The organism is Halomonas korlensis (assembly GCF_900116705.1).
Classification (GTDB): Bacteria; Pseudomonadota; Gammaproteobacteria; order Pseudomonadales; family Halomonadaceae; genus Halomonas; species Halomonas korlensis.
The window spans coordinates 175,486-195,192 of the sequence record NZ_FPBP01000004.1; the positions used below are offsets into that span (position 1 = coordinate 175,486).

The window sequence follows — 19,707 nt, forward strand, 5'->3', positions numbered from 1 at the left end:
AAAAGCGATTCGCCTAGCGCATCGCAATCTTGTCCTGAGATTCCAGTTGCCGTATCAGCCCGATGAGCGCATCGCGCACCGCCTGCTCGCGTACCGCCAGGCGATCTCCGGGATAATGATGGCATTCGACCTCGACCCGCCGGATGCCACCCCAGGCCAGCCAGACGGTGCCGACCGGCTTGTCGGGGCTGCCTCCCCCAGGACCGGCCACGCCGCTGATGGCGACGCCGAGGTCCGCCCCGGACTCGCGGCAGGCCCCGGCCACCATGGCCTCGACCGCTTCGCGACTGACGGCGCCATGGGCCTCGAGCACCGCTGCCGGTACGCCCAGCAGGCGGCTCTTGGCCGCGTTGGAGTAGGTGACATAGCCGGTCTCGAAATAGGCCGAACTGCCGGCGACGGCGGTAATGGCGTTGGCCACGCCACCGCCGGTACAGGATTCCGCTGTGGTCACCGTGACGCCATGGGCGTGGCAAGCATGTCCCAGGCGCTCGGCAAGGGTCAGAAAGTCGAGCCTCATCAAACGATCGCTCTGCAAGAATGCCTCCGAGTGAGATGGAAAACGCCGACAAGCGTTATCGGCAGACAGCTTAGCAGAGCCGTCTACCCCGGGGGACTCTGGCGTCAGCCAGCGTCTTCTCCCGCCGCAAACTCCGCCAACACCTGCCGGCAGCCAGGTCCGACATTTTCTCCCGTGCCTAGCTCGATCCAGGGCACGATCGCCAGCGGCGGGGCGACGACCGCGCCGAGAACCGACAGGACACCGCGAGCCAGCAGCTCGCGAGAGATCACCTTGATTTCCATGTCGGTCAGCCGGCCCTGCACCTTCACCGGCGAATCGGAAGCCAGCAGGCTGGGGTCCTTGGGGTGAGCCTCGAAGATCAGTTCCAGCCGCTCGTTGCCGAAGTTGATCGCACCGGTGCCGGTGAAGTTGGTGTCCTCGGTATCGATGAAGAACTCCTCCAGTGTCGTCGTGCCATCCTCGCTTTCGAGCTGGGCGTAGGCGCAGCGCATCAACACCTGGTCCGCCTCGGCCAGCGCACCCAGCAGGGCCTCGCCCACGTCCAGCCCCGCGGCCTCGACCAGCAGCATGTCCAGTTCGCCGCCGGACATTGCCAGCTCAAGCGTGCCATCGAGGCTGGCCATGACCGCGGCCATCGAGTTGCCGTGGAAGCTGACCTGGCCCTCGCCGCCGATCGTTCCCGCGGAGTCCTCGGCGATGTCGCCAAGCTCCGCCTCCCGCAGCATCGGGCGAAGGTTCACCTGGCGTAGCGACAGCGCGAGATCGCCGCTCAGAGGCTCCTCTCGAGCGTCGAGTGTCAGCCGCGAGTTCACATCGCCGCCGCCGAGGCCAACCTGCAGCGGCTCGAGAGTCAGCAGGCCATTGTCCAGCGTCAGCTCGAGCGCCACGTCGTTCAGCGGCGCGTAGCGGGCGTCCACGTCCTTTGCGCTGTAGACCACCTTGGCATCCATGCGCCGCAGCCCCTGCACGTTCCACTCGTTGTCGGGGAAGAGCCTGGCAGGCTGGGTGTCAACGCTGCCGCGCCATCCTTCCGCTTCATCGCCCGGCGTGGGCTTCGCCCCGGTCAATGGGGTGAGGTCGCCCAGGACCAGCTGCTGCGAGTGCAGGTTTGCCCAGAGCATGTTGCGCTCGCCCAGGCGCAGCCGTACGTCGCCGCTGACGTCGCTGTCGCCGAAACGGCCCTGCGCGTCGCGCAGCTGCACCAGGCTCTCCTCGTAATCGAGGTAGCCCTCGAGCTCGTAGGGTGGCAGATCGGGCAGGTTCAGGCCGGTCAGCTCATTGAGCCGCGACGGGTTGGGCCCCGCCAGATGGAAAGTGCCCTGCAGCGCGGAGAGCGCCAGCGGCTGTTCGACGGTGCCATCCACCGTCAGCGATGTCTCCCCGGCGATTATCTTTCCCTCCACCGGATAGGGCTTGTCGGGGTCGTTCAGGTCGAGCAGCGGCCCGACCTCGAGGTCGTAGTCGAAATCCCGCGCGTTGTAGGTGCCGTTGCCCTGCAGCTGCACTCCGGTGACCGACATGTCATCAGGCCGCACCGTATCGGCATTCACGTATAGCGCCAGGGAGTGCGCGGGCGCTCGGTAGTCGAGCGAGGTGTCCTCGAAGACGAGTCTGCCCTGCGTGAAGCGGGCATGCAGCCGCCCGCCCAGCACGCCCTCGGCATCGAGCCCCAGCGGTGCCAGTGATTCCTGCAGATCCACCTGAGAGAGCTCTGCATCGACGGCGCCCTCCAGGGCCTCCGCGGTCGGCTCCAGCCAGCCCTGCGCAGTCAGCCCGCTCTCGCCATGCGCGGCGTGCAGGCGCTCTACGTACAGACGCCCCTCGGCGACGCGAGCCTCCAGCGCCACGTCTCGCAGCGTGTCATCACCATAGTCCAGCCGATCGATTGACAGGTCCGCCTCGCCGGAGAACTCCCGCAGCACGCTCAGCCGCTCAGCCCAGCGCCGCTGCCAGTCGCTAACGCCATTCTCCTCTTCGGTGGCCTCGTCCTCCTCGCGTGCGTCCTGGTCTTCCTCATCGGCATCCTCCATGCCGGCGATGTTCCAGCGCTCCAGGTCGAGCCGTTCGATATCCAGCTGCGTCTCGATGTGCGGCCTGTCCTCCATGACCACGCTGACCGAGCCCGACAGCGGGCTCCCGCCCAGCTGGCCCTCCAGCCGAGCTTCATAGTCCAGTGGATCGGCAGCCAGCGCCTGCGCTGGCGCATCGCCCCGGACCTCGAGATCGAGCTCCTGGCCCTGGAGGCTGCCCTGCGCCTGGGCTATCAGTTCGCGCACCTCCCCCTCGTCGCCGCGTGTCTCGAAGGCGGCGTCGATATCCGCCTCGAGCAGCGGGTCGCGATAGGTGAGACGACCCTCCTCCACGTTGACGACATCGGGGCGGATGCCGGGCTCCTGACCCGGCTCCTGATCGATCACCCCCTCCCAGCTGACGGCGCCATCCTCTCCCCGGGCCAGATGCACGACGGGAGACTGCAGATCCAGGCGCTGCAGCTGGATATTGGCGCGCAGCAGCGCACCGGTGTCGACCTCGAGCTCCAGCGCTTCCAGTTCCAGCATGTGTTCATGGGGCGCCCAGTCGGGATTGGCGACCCTGACGTCTTCCAGACGCACCGTCAGCGGCCATCCCCAATCGACATCCAGCGCACCGATCTCGACATTGCGACCGCCCAAGCGTTGGCTGGCCTGCTTCTCCAGCCATTCCCGCGGCCAGCCCCAAACGCCATCCAGCGCACCGATCTCGTCGTTGCGACCGTCCAGACGCTGGCTGGCCTGCTTCTCCACCCCTTCCTGCGCCCAGGCCGACTCAACCAGGCACATGGCTCCCCCCAACAAGAGGGCAACCGCCAAAAGCGGCAGCAAGACCCACCGAGCTATCCTTGCCACATCACCTCCTGGAGGCGCCATGCGGAACGGCCCTGTCCCACGTGCGATATCGCCTTGTCGTTCAATCGGAACGCACAAAAAGTATAGTCAAGGCTCTCACCACGGTCATAACGCCAGCGCCACGCGAGATAACACCCCTTCCCGCATTGACACCACCGCGAATGGACACCATATATTGACGGGAAGGGTTCACTTCTCATGACATGGAGGTAGGTATGAAGCGAGCTATCGGGTTGATGATTGCCAACTGGTTCAGGAAACCCGCGAACCGCGAGAAAGCCAAGCGCACCGCAAGGCAGCTATGGAACAAGCGGCGCGGCGGCAAAGGCCCCCCGGGGAACTCGAAGCCCTAGACATTCCAGGACCGAGCCACTCAAGGACCGAGCCTCGCGGCGCCTGTGATTCGACGCCCCAATACCCAGCAAGTCATTTCTCATCCCTCGGCAATGGCGCCAGGCGCGACATCGCGTTGCGTGCTGGCCCCTGGCCGCGCATGGTAAGCTTGCGCCTACGATTGGCGAGTGTTTCCCCGCTCCCCCCGCGACCTTGAACCGAACCGACGCAGGCTAGACGAGACGTGGCCGAGACGACCGCACCCAGCCATACCCCGATGATGGTCCAGTACCTGAAGCTCAAGCGCGATCATCCCGACGCGCTGCTCTTCTATCGCATGGGCGACTTCTACGAATTGTTCTTCGAGGATGCCCGCCGCGCCGCGCAGTTGCTCGACATCACTCTGACCCAGCGTGGCCAGTCGGCGGGCAAGCCGATACCCATGGCCGGGGTGCCCTACCACAGTGCCGAAGGCTACCTGGCCCGTCTGGTGCAGGCCGGCGAGTCGGTGGCCATCTGCGAGCAGATCGGCGACCCGGCAACCGCCAAGGGGCCCGTCGAGCGCAAGGTGGTGCGCATCGTCACCCCCGGCACCCTTTATGACGAGGCGCTGCTCGACGCCCGCCGCGATAACCTGCTGATGGCCGTCCATGCGGACGGCCTTAAATGGGGCCTCGCCTGGCTGGAGCTTTCCAGCGGACGCTTCAATGTGCTCGAGGTCGAGGGCGAAGAGGAAATGCTCGCCGAGCTCCAGCGCCTCGACCCCGCCGAGCTGCTGGTCGCGGAGAGCCTGACCCTGTCTCCCTCTATGGACGGCCGCCGCGGCCTGCGCCGGCAAAGCGACTGGCTTTTCGACCCGGAGAGCGCCCAGCGCACCCTTTGCGACCAGTTTGCGGTCCAGGACCTGCGTGGCTTCGGCTGCGCGGCGCTCGAGGCCGCCATCACCGCCGCCGGGGTGCTGATCGACTACACCCGCGACACCCAGCGCTCCGCCCTGCCGCATGTCACCGTCATCGGAGTGGAGAATCGTGGCGATGCAGTGGTCATCGACGCCGCCAGCCGCCGCAATCTCGAAATCGACACCAATCTCGGCGGCACCAGCGATAACACCCTGGCCAGCGTGCTCGACACCACCGCCACCGCCATGGGCTCGCGGCTGCTCAAGCGCTGGCTCAACCGACCCCTGCGGGACCGTGAGCTGATCCAGGGACGTCAGGCGGCAGTCGCGCTGCTGCTCGACAACGAGGGCTTCGCCGAGCTTCGCGAATCGCTCAAGGCAATCGGCGACGTGGAGCGAATTCTCGCGCGCGTCGCCCTCTACAGTGCCCGACCGCGGGATCTGGCGCGACTTCGCGATGCCCTGGTCGCACTGCCTGGCCTTCAGACCGAGCTTGAGAGCTACGGCGAGGGCACGGCACTCGACGCCCTCAAGCGGCATATCCGTCCCTACCCCGAGCTTACCGACACCCTGACGCGCGCCCTGGTGGACAATCCGCCGGTGGTGATCCGTGATGGCGGGGTGATCGCTGGCGGCTTCGACGACGAGCTCGACGAGCACCGCGGTCTGGCCGAGCACGCCGGCGATTATTTGATCGCGCTGGAAACCCGCGAGCGCGAGCGAACCGGTCTGGCCGGCCTCAAGGTGGGCTACAACCGCGTCCATGGCTACTTTATCGAGATTCCCCGCGCCCAGGCGCGCGAGGTACCCGTCGACTACGTGCGCCGCCAGACGCTGAAGAATGCCGAGCGCTTCATCATTCCCGAACTCAAGGAGTTCGAGGACAAGGCGTTGTCGGCGAAATCCCGCGCGTTGGCGCGCGAGAAGCTGCTTTACGATGGCCTGCTCGACGCCTTGAACGCCGAGCTTGGCGATCTGCAGGCCACCAGCAATGCCCTGGCGACGCTCGATGTGCTGTGCGCCTTTGCCGAACGCGCCAGGGCGCTGGACTTCACTCGTCCACAGCTGGCCGAGCGGCCGGGCATCAGCATTCATGCCGGCCGCCACCCGGTGGTCGAACATGTCAGTGACGCACCGTTCGTGCCCAACGACCTCATGCTGGGCGATGAGCGTCGCATGCTGGTGATCACCGGCCCCAACATGGGCGGCAAATCCACCTATATGCGACAGGCGGCGCTGATCACCCTGCTCGCCCACACTGGCAGCTTCGTGCCGGCCGACGCCGCCGTGATCGGTCCGGTGGATCGGATCTTTACCCGCATCGGCTCCTCGGACGACCTAGCCGGTGGGCGCTCGACGTTCATGGTCGAGATGACCGAAACGGCCAATATCCTGCACAATGCCACCGACCACAGCCTGGTATTGATGGACGAGATCGGCCGTGGCACCAGCACCTTCGATGGCCTCTCGCTGGCCTGGGCCAGCGCCGAACACCTGACGCGTTCACGCGCCTTCACGCTCTTCGCCACCCACTATTTCGAGATGACCGCACTCGCAGAGCAGGCTGACGCAGTGGCCAACGTTCACCTCACCGCGGCGGAACACAAGGACGGCATCGTCTTCATGCATCGCGTGGAAGATGGGCCGGCCAGCCAGAGCTACGGCCTGCAGGTGGCCCAGCTTGCCGGCGTTCCCCAGGGGGTCATCGCGCGGGCCCGGGAAAAGCTCGCGGTTCTCGAGCAGCACGAGATCGACCAGGGCAGCCGGCAGCTCGCCGCGCCGGGAAGGCCGGAAGACGTTCCCCCCCGCCAGAATGATCTTTTTGCCAGCGCACCTCATCCCCTGGTGGACGAAATGGATGGCCTGGCACTCGACGACCTGACACCTCGCCAGGCGCTTGAACTGCTCTATCGCTGGAAAGCCACGCTGTAGCCGCTTGCGGCCGATGTAGGGCCGCGACTAAAATGGTGCTTTTACGGCCTTCCTACTTATAAAAAACCTGGCTTTTATAACTAATTACTTAATTTTCACTATCGGCCGCGGCTCGCCCCGGCCCGAGGGAGGGAAATCGGCATGACATTCGTCGTCACCGAGAACTGCATCAAGTGCAAGTACACCGATTGCGTCGAGGTCTGCCCGGTGGACTGCTTCTATGAAGGGCCCAACTTCCTGGTGATCCACCCCGACGAGTGCATCGACTGTGCCCTGTGCGAACCGGAATGCCCCGCCGAGGCGATCTTCTCGGAAGATGAACTCCCCGAAGGTCAGGAACCCTTCATCGAGATCAACGCCGAGCTCGCCGAGGTATGGCCCAACATCAGCGAGAAACAGGAACCGCCGGCGGACGCCGAAGAATGGGACGGCAAGCCGGGCAAGCTCGAATACCTGGAGCGCTGATCGTCGCAAACCCAAAGGCGTGACACAACGATGCCGAAGGTCCGAGACATTCGGCATCGTCGTTTCTGACTGTATCGTCAGGCAGACACAAAAAAGGCGGTCCGCAGACCGCCCGCTCCCAACCGACCCTTGAGCGGGTCCCTCCGCTCGCTTCCTATGGCTTTTCCCTGCCTGGAAGCGACGTCCTCTGTCGCACCGAGCCAGCCATCCAGCATCTCACTGCATCCTGCTGGCAAGACGCAGAACGCCTTGCCTTGTCCTCCGGCGATTCTGGCAGAGCTGCACTGCAACACAAGTAACCCCGGCCCTGGCAACTTGCGATGCCTGTCAGCGAGGCAAGCGAGAAAAAGCAGCTAAATCAGGGAAATAAAAAAGACCGACACCCAAGGCGCCGATCTTCCTGCCAAGCCTAGAGGCGATCTCTTGGCCCGTGCATAGTCAATATCTTACAAAGCAAGACAACAAAAACGTACCGTGCCCTTTATTGCCCCTTGATGGCCATTCGGCCGGGATAGGCGACGCCGTCGCCCAACTCGCGCTCGATGACCAGCAGGCGGTTGTACTTGGCCACCCGATCCGAGCGACACAGCGAGCCGGTCTTGATCTGACCGGCGCAGGTGCCCACCGCCAGGTCGGCAATGGTGGTGTCTTCGGTTTCACCGCTGCGGTGCGAGATCACCGCGGTGAATCCGGCATCCTGCGCCATGCGCACGGCATCGAGGGTTTCGGAGAGCGAGCCGATCTGATTGAACTTGATCAGGATGGAGTTACCGATCTGCTCGTCGATACCGCGCTTGAGAATCCGGGTATTGGTCACGAACAGGTCGTCGCCGACCAGTTGCACCTTGTCGCCGAGCTTGTCGGTCAACGCTTTCCAGCCCGCCCAATCGGACTCGTCCATGCCATCCTCGATGGACACGATGGGGTACTGCTCGCAAAGCTCAGCCAGATAGTCGACGAACCCCTCGGCGTCGAAGTGCTTGCCCTCGCCGGAAAGATGATACTGGCCGTCCCGATAGAACTCCGAGGAAGCACAGTCCAGCGCCAGGGTCACGTCGCGGTCGAGCGTATAGCCGGCATCCGCTACGGCCTGCTTGATGACCGCCAGCGCCTCGGCATTGGACGCCAGGTTAGGTGCAAAACCGCCCTCGTCACCCACGGAAGTAGAGAGCCCGCGGGCCGAGAGCACCTTCTTGAGCGCGTGGAAGATCTCGGCACCCATGCGTAGGCCTTCGCGGAAATTCGGCGCGCCCACCGGCTGGATCATGAATTCCTGGATGTCGACATTGTTGTCGGCATGTTCGCCGCCATTGAGGATATTCATCATCGGCACCGGCAGCAGGTACTGACCGGGCTGGCCATAGAGGTCGGCAATGTGGGCGTAAAGCGGCACCTTCTTGGCGACCGCTGCGGCCTTGGCCGCAGCCAGCGACACCGCCAGGATGGCATTCGCCCCCAGGTTGGCCTTGTTGTCGGTGCCGTCAAGCTCGAGCATGGCGTTATCCAGGCCGCGCTGGTCATCGGCGTCCATGCCGACAAGGCGGTCGCGGATGGAACCATTGACGGCCTCGACGGCTTTCAGCACGCCCTTGCCGAGATAGCGTGCCTTGTCACCATCACGCAGCTCCAGGGCCTCACGAGAGCCGGTGGAAGCGCCGCTTGGCGCACACGCCACACCGCTGGCACCGCTTTCAAGGTGAACTTCGGCCTGGATGGTGGGGTTACCGCGCGAATCGAGCACCTCAAGCGCACGGAGTTCGACGATCTTCATTGGAACGTTTCCTCTTTTGGTACCAGCGTGTTGGATCAAGCGATCTCAAGCGGGGCAAATCCTTTCACCAGGTCATCGATCGCCTTGAGCTGCGCCAGAAAAGGCTCCAGGCGGCCAAGGGGCAGCGCGCAGGGTCCGTCGCACTTGGCATTGTCAGGATCTGGATGCGCTTCCAGAAACAGGCCCGCGAGCCCCACGGCCATTCCCGCCCGCGCCAGCTCGGCGACCTGGGCCCGGCGTCCATCGGCACTGTCGGCGCGCCCGCCAGGACGCTGAAGCGAATGTGTCACATCGAAAAAGACAGGATAGCCAGTCTGCTTCATGTCACCAAAACCGAGCATATCAACCACCAGATTGTTATACCCGAAGCTGGAGCCGCGCTCGCAAAGCAATAACTTGTCGTTGCCGGCCTCTTCACACTTGCGAATGATGTGACGCATTTCATGCGGTGCCAGGAACTGAGGTTTCTTGATATTGATGACCGCCCCGGTCTCGGCCAGGGCCACCACCAGATCGGTCTGGCGTGCCAGGAAGGCTGGCAGCTGGATAATATCGGCCACCTGGGCGACGGGCGCCGCCTGCCAGGGCTCGTGAACGTCGGTGATGATCGGCACGTCGTAACGGGCCTTTACCTCGGCGAGCATCTCCAGCCCCTTCTCCAGGCCGGGGCCGCGGAAGGAGTGGATGGAACTGCGGTTGGCCTTGTCGAAGCTCGCCTTGAAGACGAAGGGTATGCCCAGGCGGCCGGTCACCTCGACATAGGTCTCGGCAACCTCGAGAGCCAGCTCCCGGGATTCCAGCACGTTCATGCCCCCGAGCAGCATCAGCGGCAACGAATTGCCGGCCCTGAGGCCGGCAACTGATATATGACGCTCTGGGACATGGCGTTCGGATGCGGACTCATTCATGGCAGACATGGGCCTCACTCCTGGTGGACGTTCTGAGCGCGGGTGCGCGCCGCCTTGTGCTCCAGCGCCGCATTGACGAAGCCGGTGAACAGCGGATGGCCATCGCGCGGCGTGGAAGTGAATTCCGGGTGGAACTGGCAAGCCACGAACCAAGGGTGGTCCGGCAGCTCGACCATCTCCACCAATGAATTGTCGACGCTTCTGCCACAGACCACCAGCCCGGCCTTTTCCAGATCAGCGACGAACTGGTCGTTGACCTCGTAACGATGGCGATGACGCTCCATGATCTCGTCGGCACCGTAGGCGTCGCGGGCCCTGGTGCCTTCCTTGAGGTGGCAGACCTGACCGCCCAGGCGCATGGTGCCGCCAAGATCCGAGGCAGCATCACGCAGCTCGATCTTGCCTTCGGGCGTGAGCCATTCGGTGATCAGCCCCACTACCGGGTGCTGCGTATCGTGGGTGAACTCCGTCGAGTCGGCGTCTGCCCAACCGGCCTTGTGGCGCGCGAACTCGATCACCGCGACCTGCATGCCCAGGCAAATGCCGAGATACGGAATGCCGTTCTCGCGAGCGTAACGCGCGGTGGCAATCTTGCCTTCGACGCCACGCTCGCCGAAACCGCCGGGCACCAGGATGGCGTCCTTGCCGGCCAGGCGCTCGGGGCCGTGATGCTCGATGTCCTCGGAATCGATGTAATCCACATTGACCTTGATGCGGGTCTGGATGCCGGCATGGATCAGCGCTTCATTGAGCGACTTGTAGGCGTCGAGCAATTCCATGTACTTGCCGACCATGGCGATGTTGATGGACTTGAGCGGGTTGAGCTTGGCATCGAGCACGTGCACCCACTCCGTGAGGTCGGCCTCTTCGGCTTCCAGGCGCAGCTTGTCGCAGACAATCCCGTCCAGGCCCTGCTCGTGAAGCATCAGCGGAATGCGATAGATGGTATCGGCATCCTGCAGGGGGATGACGGCGCGCTCCTCGACATTGGTGAACAGCGCGATCTTGCGCCGCTCGGTTTCCGCAAGCTCGACTTCGCTGCGACAGATCAGGATGTCGGGCTGGATGCCGATGGAGCGCAGCTCCTTGACGCTGTGCTGGGTCGGCTTGGTCTTGGTCTCGCCGGCGGTCTTGATGTAGGGCACCAGCGTCAGGTGCATGAAGATAGCCCGACTGGCGCCCAACTCGCTTCTGATCTGGCGGATCGACTCCAGAAACGGCAGCGACTCGATATCACCCACGGTACCGCCGATCTCGACCAGTGCGACATCGAAGCCCTCACCGCCGGCATAGACGCGGCGCTTGATCTCGTCGGTGATGTGCGGAATCACCTGCACGGTGCCGCCGAGGTAGTCGCCGCGGCGCTCCTTGCGCAGCACGTCCTCATAGACGCGGCCGGTGGTGAAGTTGTTGCCCTGGGTCATCTTGGTACGAATGAAGCGCTCGTAATGACCCAGATCGAGATCGGTCTCGGCGCCATCCTCGGTAACGAACACCTCGCCGTGCTGGAAGGGGCTCATGGTGCCCGGGTCCACGTTGATGTACGGGTCGAGCTTGAGCATGGTGACCTTGAGGCCGCGCGCCTCGAGAATCGCCGCCAGCGAGGCCGACGCGATGCCCTTGCCGAGAGAGGACACAACGCCGCCGGTCACGAAGATATATCGCGTCATGGGGAACCTGTCGAAACGTGATCGGTGGACGCGGCAGAAAGCCGCGCCCGGATGGGTCGACAGACTAGCAGGTTACGACCAATGGCTCAATTTCACCGCCGAAGGGCGATGGCTCAGTCTCGAGAGGCATCGCTAAAATTGCGATGTCCATCGGTGGGGCGTCGTCATGGCCACCAGTGGGCGAGCTCGCCGCCCAGCGGGTCGCGCTCGGGCCGCGATACCTTGGCGATGCGCGCCACCGCCGCATCATGCTCCACGGGGTCGGCGCGGATCAGGTCGAGCTCACGCTGATCCTCGGGGTAAGCGGCCAGCAGCAGGAAGTCCTCGCTGGCCTGGACATGACAATGCCCCGTGCCCGCCGGCAATACCAGCGCATCACCGGCACGGATCTCGACGTCGTCACCCTGCTCCCCGCCCAGGCGCAGCCGCCCCCAGCCCGACAGCACGGCGAAGGCTTCGTGGGCGATGGAGTGGTAGTGGTGATAGTCGTATACGCCGCCGCGCCAGCTTGGCCGCCAGCCGTTGGCGGTGAAGAGAGGCGCGAAGCAGTCTGCCACCGCTTCACGGTCGAGCTGCGGGTCGAGCCCCCGAGAACGAAACAGCAGCGTCGCCAGGCGCGTGTTGGGAATGGCCCCATCATCGGAGAAGGTCATCCGCTCGGGCGCTACCGGGCCCCCTCCTTCATCCGCCAGCCCCAGCTTCGATAGTACCGCTTCCATAATGCCTTCCTCCCCAGAAAAGCCCTTTTCTCCACGAAGTCTAGAAGCACAGTGATGGGAACGCCCTGCCGCTGTGGACCGGGCGTAGAAAGATGCTACAGGCGTGACGCCGTTACACGCCTAGGTAGTCGAGGATGCCCTCACCGGCCTGGCGTCCCTCATAGATGGCGGTGACCACCAGGTCGGAGCCGCGCACCATGTCGCCGCCGGCGAAGACCTTCTCGTTGCTGGTCTGGAAGGCGAAGCTGCCCTGCTCGGGCGCCTTGATCAGGCCGCGCTCGTTCACGTCCACCTGATTCGGTGCCAACCAGTCGATATCCGTGGCCTGGAAACCGAAGGCCACGACCACCGCATCGGCCGGAATCACCTCCTCGGAGCCCGGCACCACCTCGGGCCGCTGACGACCCTTCTCGTCGGGCTCACCGAGACGCGTGCGGACCACCTTCACGCCCTCGACCTTGCCTTCGCCCATCACGGCGACCGGCTGGCGATTGAACAGGAACTCCACCCCTTCTTCGCGGGCGTTAGCCACTTCACGGCGCGACCCCGGCATGTTCTGCTCGTCGCGGCGATAGGCACAGGTCACGCTGCTGGCGCCCTGACGAATCGAGGTACGGTTGCAGTCCATGGCGGTATCGCCGCCGCCCAGCACCACGACCCGCTGGCCCTTGAAGGAAACGTAGTCCTGCGGGTTCTTCTCGAAGCCCAGGCAGTGATTGACGTTGGCGATCAGAAAATCGAGCGCCCGATGGACCCCCGGCAGGTCCTCGCCAGGAAATCCCCCCTGCATCGCCTTGTAGGTGCCCATTCCCAGGAAGACGGCATCGTATTCCTCGAGCAGCGAGGCGAACTCGATGTCGCGGCCGATCTCGATATTGAGGCGAAACTCCATGCCCATCTCCTCAAACACCGCGCGCCGGCGCTCCATGACCATCTTCTCGAGTTTGAATTCGGGAATACCGAAGGTCAGCAAGCCACCGATTTCGGGGTACTTGTCGAACACCACCGGCTTGACGCCATTACGCACCAGGATGTCGGCGCAGCCGAGCCCTGCCGGGCCGGCGCCGATCACCGCGACCTTCCTGTCAGTCCAGGTGACCTTGGACATGTCGGGCCGCCAGCCCATGGCGAAGGCGGTGTCGGTGATGTACTTCTCCACCGAGCCGATGGTGACCGCACCGAAGCCGTCGTTGAGGGTGCAGTCGCCCTCGCAGAGTCGATCCTGCGGGCACACCCGCCCGCAGACTTCGGGCAGCGTGTTGGTCTTGTGCGACAGCTCGGCGGCTTCCAGGATATTGCCCTCACTGACCAGCTGCAGCCAGTTGGGGATATAGTTGTGCACCGGGCACTTCCACTCGCAGTAGGGATTGCCGCAGTGCAGGCAACGATGCGCCTGGCTGGCCGCCTCCTGGGGCTTGTAGGGTTCGTAGATTTCGGCGAACTCCTTGGCGCGGGTACGTGCCTCTTTCTTCTTCGGGTCCTGACGACCCACATCGATAAACTGAAAATCGTTGCTAAGACGGTTAGCCATGGTCTCTGTTCCTCTCACTTGGCTGTCTCGGGGCGCCGGCGGGGCTCACTGGGCGGTAGCGGCCTCGCTCATTCGGGCCGCCGCCTCATTTATTCCGGCCGTCGCCGGGATTCGGCAAGCAGGCCGTTGAGACTGGCCGCCTTGGGCTTCACCAGCCAGAAATGGCGGATGAAGTCGCTGAAGTCGTCGAGGATCGCGCGGCCACGCGCCGAGCCGGTCTCGGCCACGAACTCCTCGACCAGCTCCCGCAGGTGGCGCCGGTAAGCCTCCATGACCTCGGTGTTGATACGGTGGATCTCCACCAGTTCATGGTTGTACTTGTCGACGAAGCTGCGGTCCTCGTCGAGCACGTAGGCGAAGCCACCGGTCATCCCCGCGCCGAAGTTGACGCCAGTCTCGCCTAGCACGCAGACCAGGCCACCAGTCATGTATTCACAGCAATGATCGCCAGCGCCTTCGATCACCGCCTCGGCCCCCGAGTTACGCACCCCGAAACGCTCACCCGCGGTGCCCGCAGCATAAAGCTTGCCGCCGGTTGCGCCGTACAGGCAGGTATTGCCGATGATCGCCGTCTCGTGGCTGGCGAACTGGCTGTTGGAAGGTGGCACGATCACCACCTTGCCGCCGTTCATGCCCTTGCCGACATAGTCGTTGGCGTCCCCCTCCAGATACAGATACAGGCCACGGGCGTTCCACACTCCGAAACTCTGGCCGGCCACGCCCGTGAAGCGCGCGGTGATCGGCGCGTCCTCGAGACCCGCCTCGCCGTAGCGCTTGGCAATGGCGCCGGAGGCCAGTGCGGCGACGGAGCGGTCGCAGTTGGTGATCGAGAAGGAGAACTCGCCGCCCGAGCGGTTCTCGATGGCCTCCTTGATCGCCGCCAGCACTTCCTGGTTCTTGGCGCCCGGGTCATGGGGTACGTTGCGGCTGACCTGGCAGAACTGCGGCGCCTCGGCCGGCACGAAGTCGTTGGTCAGCAGGTCCGTCAGGTCGAGCTTGCGCTGGGAAGGCGTGATGCCCTCCAGCACTTCCAGCAGGTCGGTACGTCCGATCAGGTCGGTGAGCTGGCGCACGCCGAGCAGCGACATCAGCTCGCGTACTTCCTCGGCGATGAAGCGGAAGTAGTGCTTGACCATGTCGACGGTGCCCCGGAAATGCTCGTCGCGCAGGTAGTCGTTCTGGGTCGCGACACCGGTGGCACAGTTGTTGAGATGGCAGATCCGCAGGTACTTGCAGCCCAGCGCCACCATCGGCGCGGTGCCGAAGCCGAAGCTCTCGGCGCCGAGGATCGCCGCCTTGACCACGTCGAGGCCGGTCTTCAGGCCGCCGTCGGTCTGCAGGCGAATCTTGTCGCGCAGGCCATTGATGCGCAGCGCCTGGTGAACCTCGGGCAGGCCCAGCTCCCAGGGGCTGCCGGCATGCTTGATCGAGGTCAGCGGGCTCGCCGCCGTGCCGCCGTCGTAGCCCGACACCGTGATCAGGTCGGCATAGGCCTTGGCGACCCCGGTGGCGATGGTGCCGATGCCGGGCTCGGACACCAGCTTGACCGAGACCTGGGCGTCCGGATTGACCTGCTTGAGGTCGAAGATCAGCTGCGCCAGATCCTCGATGGAATAGATGTCGTGGTGCGGCGGCGGCGAGATCAGCGTCACCCCGGGCACCGCGTAGCGCAGACGCGCGATCAGCTCATTGACCTTGCCGCCCGGCAGCTGGCCGCCTTCGCCGGGCTTGGCGCCCTGGGCGACCTTGATCTGCAGCACTTCGGCGTTGACCAGATAGGCCGGCGTGACGCCGAAGCGCCCGGAGGCGATCTGCTTGATCTTGGAGGAACGGATGGTGCCGTAACGGGCCGGGTCTTCCCCGCCCTCGCCCGAGTTGGAACGCCCGCCGGCTTCGTTCATGGCCTGGGCCAGCGACTCGTGGGCCTCCGGCGACAGCGCGCCGAGACTCATGCCGGCACTGTCGAAGCGCGGCAGCAGATCCTCGACCGGCTCGATCTCGTCGAGCGGCATCGCCTCGTCGGCGGCCTTGAGGCCCAACAGGTCGCGCAGCGTGGCAGGCGCACGCTCGTTGACCAGCGCGGCAAATTTCTTCCACTTGGCGTAGTCGCCTTCCTGCACCGCCTCTTGCAGCGTCTTGATAACGTCCGGGTTGTAGGCGTGATACTCGTGACCGTGGACGTACTTGAAGAACCCGCCCTGGGTGATGCCCTTGCGCGGCGACCAGGCGTCGCGGGCCAGCAATTCCTGCTGCAACTGCAACTCGCTGAAACCGGCGCCCTGAATGCGCGAGGCCATGCCGGTAAAGCACAGGTCCATCACTTCCGAGGATAGTCCCACCGCCTCGAACAGCTGCGAGCCGCGGTAGGAGGCCAACGTCGAGATACCCATCTTGGAGAGGATCTTGAACAGCCCCTTCTGCAGGCCCTTGCGATAGTTCTCGCGAGCATCGGCGGGGTTGCCGACCAGCTCGCCGGTACGGTGCATGTCGGCCATGACCTGGTAGGCGAGCCAGGGATATACCGCCGTGGCGCCGACACCAAACAGCACCGCCATCTGGTGGGCGTCGCGGGCATAGCCGGTCTCGACCACGATGTTGGCCCGCGGGCGCAGCGCCAGCCGCCCCAGATGATGGTGTACCGCCCCGACGGCCAGCGCCGCGTGAATCGGCAGCTGGCCCTTGGGCAGTTCGGCATCGGAGAGCACCAGGATCACCTTGCCGTCATAAACGGCCTGTTCGGCCTGGCGGCAGAGTTCGAGGAGCGCCTTCTTCAGGCCCATCTCCTCGGGGTCGTAACCCAGCGAAAAGGTGTGGCTGGCGAAAGCCGGGTCGTCCTGATGGATCAGCGCGGCGAACTTGCGCGGCGACAGGATGGGCGTGGTCAGGATGATCCGGTGGGCGTGCTCGGGGGTGGCCTTGAAGACATTGAGCTCGGCACCGATGCAGGTCTCCAGCGACATCACGATCGCCTCGCGCAGCGGATCGATAGCCGGATTGGTGACCTGGGCGAATTTCTGGCGGAAATAATCCGACAGCAGGCGATGCTTGCCGGACAACACCGCCATGGGGGTGTCGTCACCCATGGAGCCCACCGCCTCCTGGCCGCTCTCGGCCAGGGGACGCAGCAGCTCGTCGCGTTCCTCGAAGCTGACCTGGAACATCTTCTGCTGCACGTTGAGCTGGTCGGTGTTCATGTTCTGGAAGCTGGCAAGCTCGGTCAGCGCCGACTCCAGGTACTGGGCCTCCTGCTTCAGCCAGCGCTTGTAGGGAAAGGCCGACTTCAGACGCTCGTCGATATCGTTGGTATGCAGCACCTCACCGGTCTGGGTATCGACGGCCAGTATCTGGCCCGGGCCGACACGGCCCTTGGCCACCACATCCTCGGGCTGGTAGCCGTAGGTGCCGATTTCCGAGGCCAGCGTGATGTAGCCGTTCTTGGTGATCACCCACCGGGCCGGACGCAGGCCGTTGCGGTCGAGCATGCAGACCGCCTGGCGACCGTCGGTCATCACCACCCCGGCCGGGCCGTCCCAGGGCTCCATGTGCATGGAGTTGTATTCGTAGAAGGCGCGCAGGTCGCCGTCCATGATCTCGACGTTTTGCCAGGCCGGCGGCACCATCATGCGCACGGCGCGGTGCAGCTCCATGCCACCGGTGAGCAGCACCTCAAGCATGTTGTCCATGCTCGAGGAGTCGGACCCGGTGGTGTTGACGATCTCGTCGAGCTCGGCGATGTCGGGCAGACGCTCGTTGACGAAATTCGCCTTGCGCGAGTTCGCCCAGCCGCGGTTGGCCTCGACGGTATTGATCTCGCCATTGTGGGCCAGCAGGCGAAACGGCTGGGCCAGCGGCCAGCGCGGCGCAGTGTTGGTCGAGAAGCGCTGATGGAAGACACAGATCGCGGTTTCCAGACGCTCGTCGCCGAGGTCCGGATAGAAGGCCGGCAGGTCCACCGGCATCATCAATCCCTTGTAGGACACCACTTCGGAGGACAGCGAGCTGACATAGAAGTCTTCATCATCGCGCAGCGTCTGTTCGGCACGCCGCCGGGCCATGAACAGGTCGACGTCGAAGTTCGCAACACCACCCTCGCCGGGCTCGACGAACAGCTGGCGAATGCGCGGCAGGCACTCCAGCGCCATGGGGCCACAGACGCTCGGGTCGACCGGCACCTCGCGCCAGCCATGGACCACCAACCCGCGCTGCGCCAGCTCGGTTTCCAGGGCCTCGCGCCCACGGGTCTCGCGGGCATCGTCGTCGGGTAGGAACACCACGCCCACGGCGTAGCGCTCACCCAGCTCGACACCGAGTGCCTCGCGGGCCGCATGACGCATGAAGGCATCGGGCATCTGCAGCAGCAGCCCGCAGCCGTCGCCGGTCTTGCCGTCGGCGGCGATACCGCCGCGATGGGTCATGCAGGTCAGCGACTCGATTGCCGTCTTGAGCAGATCGTGGCTCGCCTCGCCCTGCATATGCGCGATCAGGCCGAACCCGCAGTTGTCACGGAACTCGCCGGGATGATGGAGACCTCTGTTCATGAGCGTGCCTCGCGAAGGGGTATTTTTTTGGCAGCGGATAAGTGATATTGTTATTGGTTAATCTTTTTTTAGGCTAGTGATAAAACTCATACCGCTGCCCGACAAAAGGCCGACCAGCATAGCCAAAACCTCTCCCCTCGCGCAATAATCCGCCCTGCCCACGCCTTGAAAAACCATCGACAAATCCGCGACTTGCAATGCCATCAAAGTAAAAAAACGCGATATCTCAACGGCTTGCACTGCCCAAAAACGGTTATTCAACGACTCAAAAAAGTCTCTAGATTTTAGTCTAACACCCTCTCTCACCCCATGCCGATACTGCATGAGCCATGCAGATCCTTACGAACACTGACCCGACGTACCCCTTTAACACGACGACGCCCGCACGGGGCGGGCGTCAATGGGCAAGAAGGCGCGGGCAAGTTATCAGCGGCGAGGAAAGTCCTCGATCAGGGCGGTCAGCGTCTCGAGTGGCGTCTCATCGTAGATGCAGGCATCGCCGAGCGAGCGCAGCAGGATCAACCGCAGCCGATGATCGAGATTCTTCTTGTCGCGGCGCATATGATCCAGAAAGGCCTTGCTACCCATGCCGCTCGGCGCCTGCCGCGGCAGGCCGGCGGCCTCGAGAATCGCCTCGACCCGGGCCACGTCGGCGCCACTGAGCCAGCCCAGACGCGCCGAGAGCGCTGCCGCCATCAGCATGCCGGTCGCTACCGCCTCGCCATGCAGCCAGCTGCCATAGCCCTGGTGCGCCTCGATGGCATGGCCAAAGGTATGCCCCAGGTTGAGCAGTGCCCGCACGCCCTGCTCGGTCTCGTCCTCGGCGACGATGGCGGACTTGATCGCACAGCTGCGCTCGATGGCCTGGGTCAGCGCGGGGACATCCAGACCGCGCAGTGCCGGCATGGCCTCTTCCAGCCAGCCCAGGAAGTCGGCGTCGCGGATCAGGCCGTACTTGATGACCTCGGCAAGCCCGGCAGACAGCTCGCCGGGCGGCAGCGTCGCCAGGGTGTCGGTGTCGACCAGCACGGCACGCGGCTGCCAGAAGGCGCCCAGCATGTTCTTGCCGCGTGGGTGATTGACGCCGGTCTTGCCACCGACGGAGGAGTCCACCTGAGCAAGCAGGGTCGTCGGCACCTGCACGAAGGCCACGCCACGCTGGTAGCAGGCGGCGGCAAAGCCGGTCATGTCACCGATCACGCCACCGCCGAGGGCGATCAGGGTACAGCGACGGTTGAAACCGGCCTCGAGCAGCGCGTCCCAGATGCGCTCGACATGCGCCAGGTTCTTGGTCGCCTCGCCGTCGGGCAGCACGACCTCGCGAACCTCCAGATCATCCGCCAGCCCGGCCTTGAGGCGCTCGAGGTAGAGCGGTGCGACGACCGAGTTGGTGACGATCATCACCTGCTTCCCGGCCAGGTGTGGCGCGATCCAGCGCGGGTCGCCCAGCAGCCCGGGGCCGATATGAATGGGGTAACTGCGATCGCCCAGTGCCACCTCGAGGGTGCACTGGGCCTGCGGGGTTGCGGTCATG

12 protein-coding genes are annotated in these 19,707 nt (G+C 64.4%); 2 read left to right on the forward strand and 10 right to left on the reverse strand.

From position 1 onward, the window contains the following. Positions 1-13: 13 nt before the first annotated feature. Positions 14-520: a CinA family protein gene (locus BM341_RS07490; RefSeq protein ID WP_089794499.1), complete on the reverse strand. Its 507-nt coding sequence runs from the start codon at positions 518-520 to the stop codon at positions 14-16. A 104-nt stretch (positions 521-624) separates the two neighbouring features. After that, on the reverse strand, positions 625-3,342 hold the full coding sequence (locus BM341_RS07495; protein ID WP_175507822.1) for an AsmA family protein: 2,718 nt from the start codon (positions 3,340-3,342) through the stop codon (positions 625-627). Between the two features lie 676 nt (positions 3,343-4,018). Here BM341_RS07495 and mutS point away from each other — a divergent pair. Both mutS and fdxA read left to right on the forward strand, forming a co-directional pair. Beyond that, a complete protein-coding gene (gene mutS / locus BM341_RS07500; RefSeq protein ID WP_089794786.1) occupies positions 4,019-6,571 on the forward strand; it encodes a DNA mismatch repair protein MutS in 2,553 nt (850 codons plus the stop codon). Positions 6,572-6,712: 141 nt separating this feature from the next. Continuing rightward, positions 6,713-7,036 carry a ferredoxin FdxA gene (gene fdxA / locus BM341_RS07505; RefSeq protein WP_089794502.1) on the forward strand — a complete coding sequence of 108 codons (324 nt, stop codon included), beginning with the start codon at positions 6,713-6,715 and terminating at the stop codon, positions 7,034-7,036. 481 nt (positions 7,037-7,517) lie between these two features. On the opposite strand, the gene eno is transcribed toward fdxA, so the two are convergent. The 8 genes from eno to aroB form a co-directional block, all read right to left on the reverse strand. Next, positions 7,518-8,807, reverse strand: a complete 1,290-nt coding sequence (gene eno / locus BM341_RS07510; RefSeq protein WP_089794504.1) for a phosphopyruvate hydratase — start codon at positions 8,805-8,807, stop codon at positions 7,518-7,520. A 35-nt stretch (positions 8,808-8,842) separates the two neighbouring features. After that, entirely contained in the window at positions 8,843-9,724 is an 882-nt protein-coding gene (gene kdsA / locus BM341_RS07515) for a 3-deoxy-8-phosphooctulonate synthase (RefSeq protein ID WP_245784209.1), read from the reverse strand. Positions 9,725-9,729: 5 nt separating this feature from the next. Next, positions 9,730-11,385, reverse strand: coding sequence for a CTP synthase (locus BM341_RS07520; protein WP_089794506.1), 1,656 nt, complete (start codon positions 11,383-11,385; stop codon positions 9,730-9,732). Positions 11,386-11,549: 164 nt separating this feature from the next. Continuing rightward, complete coding sequence (locus tag BM341_RS07525; RefSeq protein ID WP_089794508.1) at positions 11,550-12,104, reverse strand: cupin domain-containing protein; 555 nt, start codon at positions 12,102-12,104, stop codon at positions 11,550-11,552. 112 nt (positions 12,105-12,216) lie between these two features. Continuing rightward, the gene (locus tag BM341_RS07530; protein WP_089794510.1) at positions 12,217-13,635 is read right to left on the reverse strand and encodes an FAD-dependent oxidoreductase; all 1,419 of its coding nucleotides are present in this window, start codon (positions 13,633-13,635) and stop codon (positions 12,217-12,219) included. Positions 13,636-13,724: 89 nt separating this feature from the next. Next, positions 13,725-18,173 (reverse strand): glutamate synthase large subunit, encoded by a 4,449-nt coding sequence (gltB, locus tag BM341_RS07535; protein ID WP_089794512.1) that lies wholly within the window; start codon positions 18,171-18,173, stop codon positions 13,725-13,727. 57 nt (positions 18,174-18,230) lie between these two features. Further along, complete coding sequence (locus BM341_RS07540; protein ID WP_089794513.1) at positions 18,231-18,497, reverse strand: hypothetical protein; 267 nt, start codon at positions 18,495-18,497, stop codon at positions 18,231-18,233. Between the two features lie 102 nt (positions 18,498-18,599). Further along, on the reverse strand, positions 18,600-19,706 hold the full coding sequence (gene aroB / locus BM341_RS07545; RefSeq protein WP_089794789.1) for a 3-dehydroquinate synthase: 1,107 nt from the start codon (positions 19,704-19,706) through the stop codon (positions 18,600-18,602). Position 19,707: the final 1 nt, after the last annotated feature.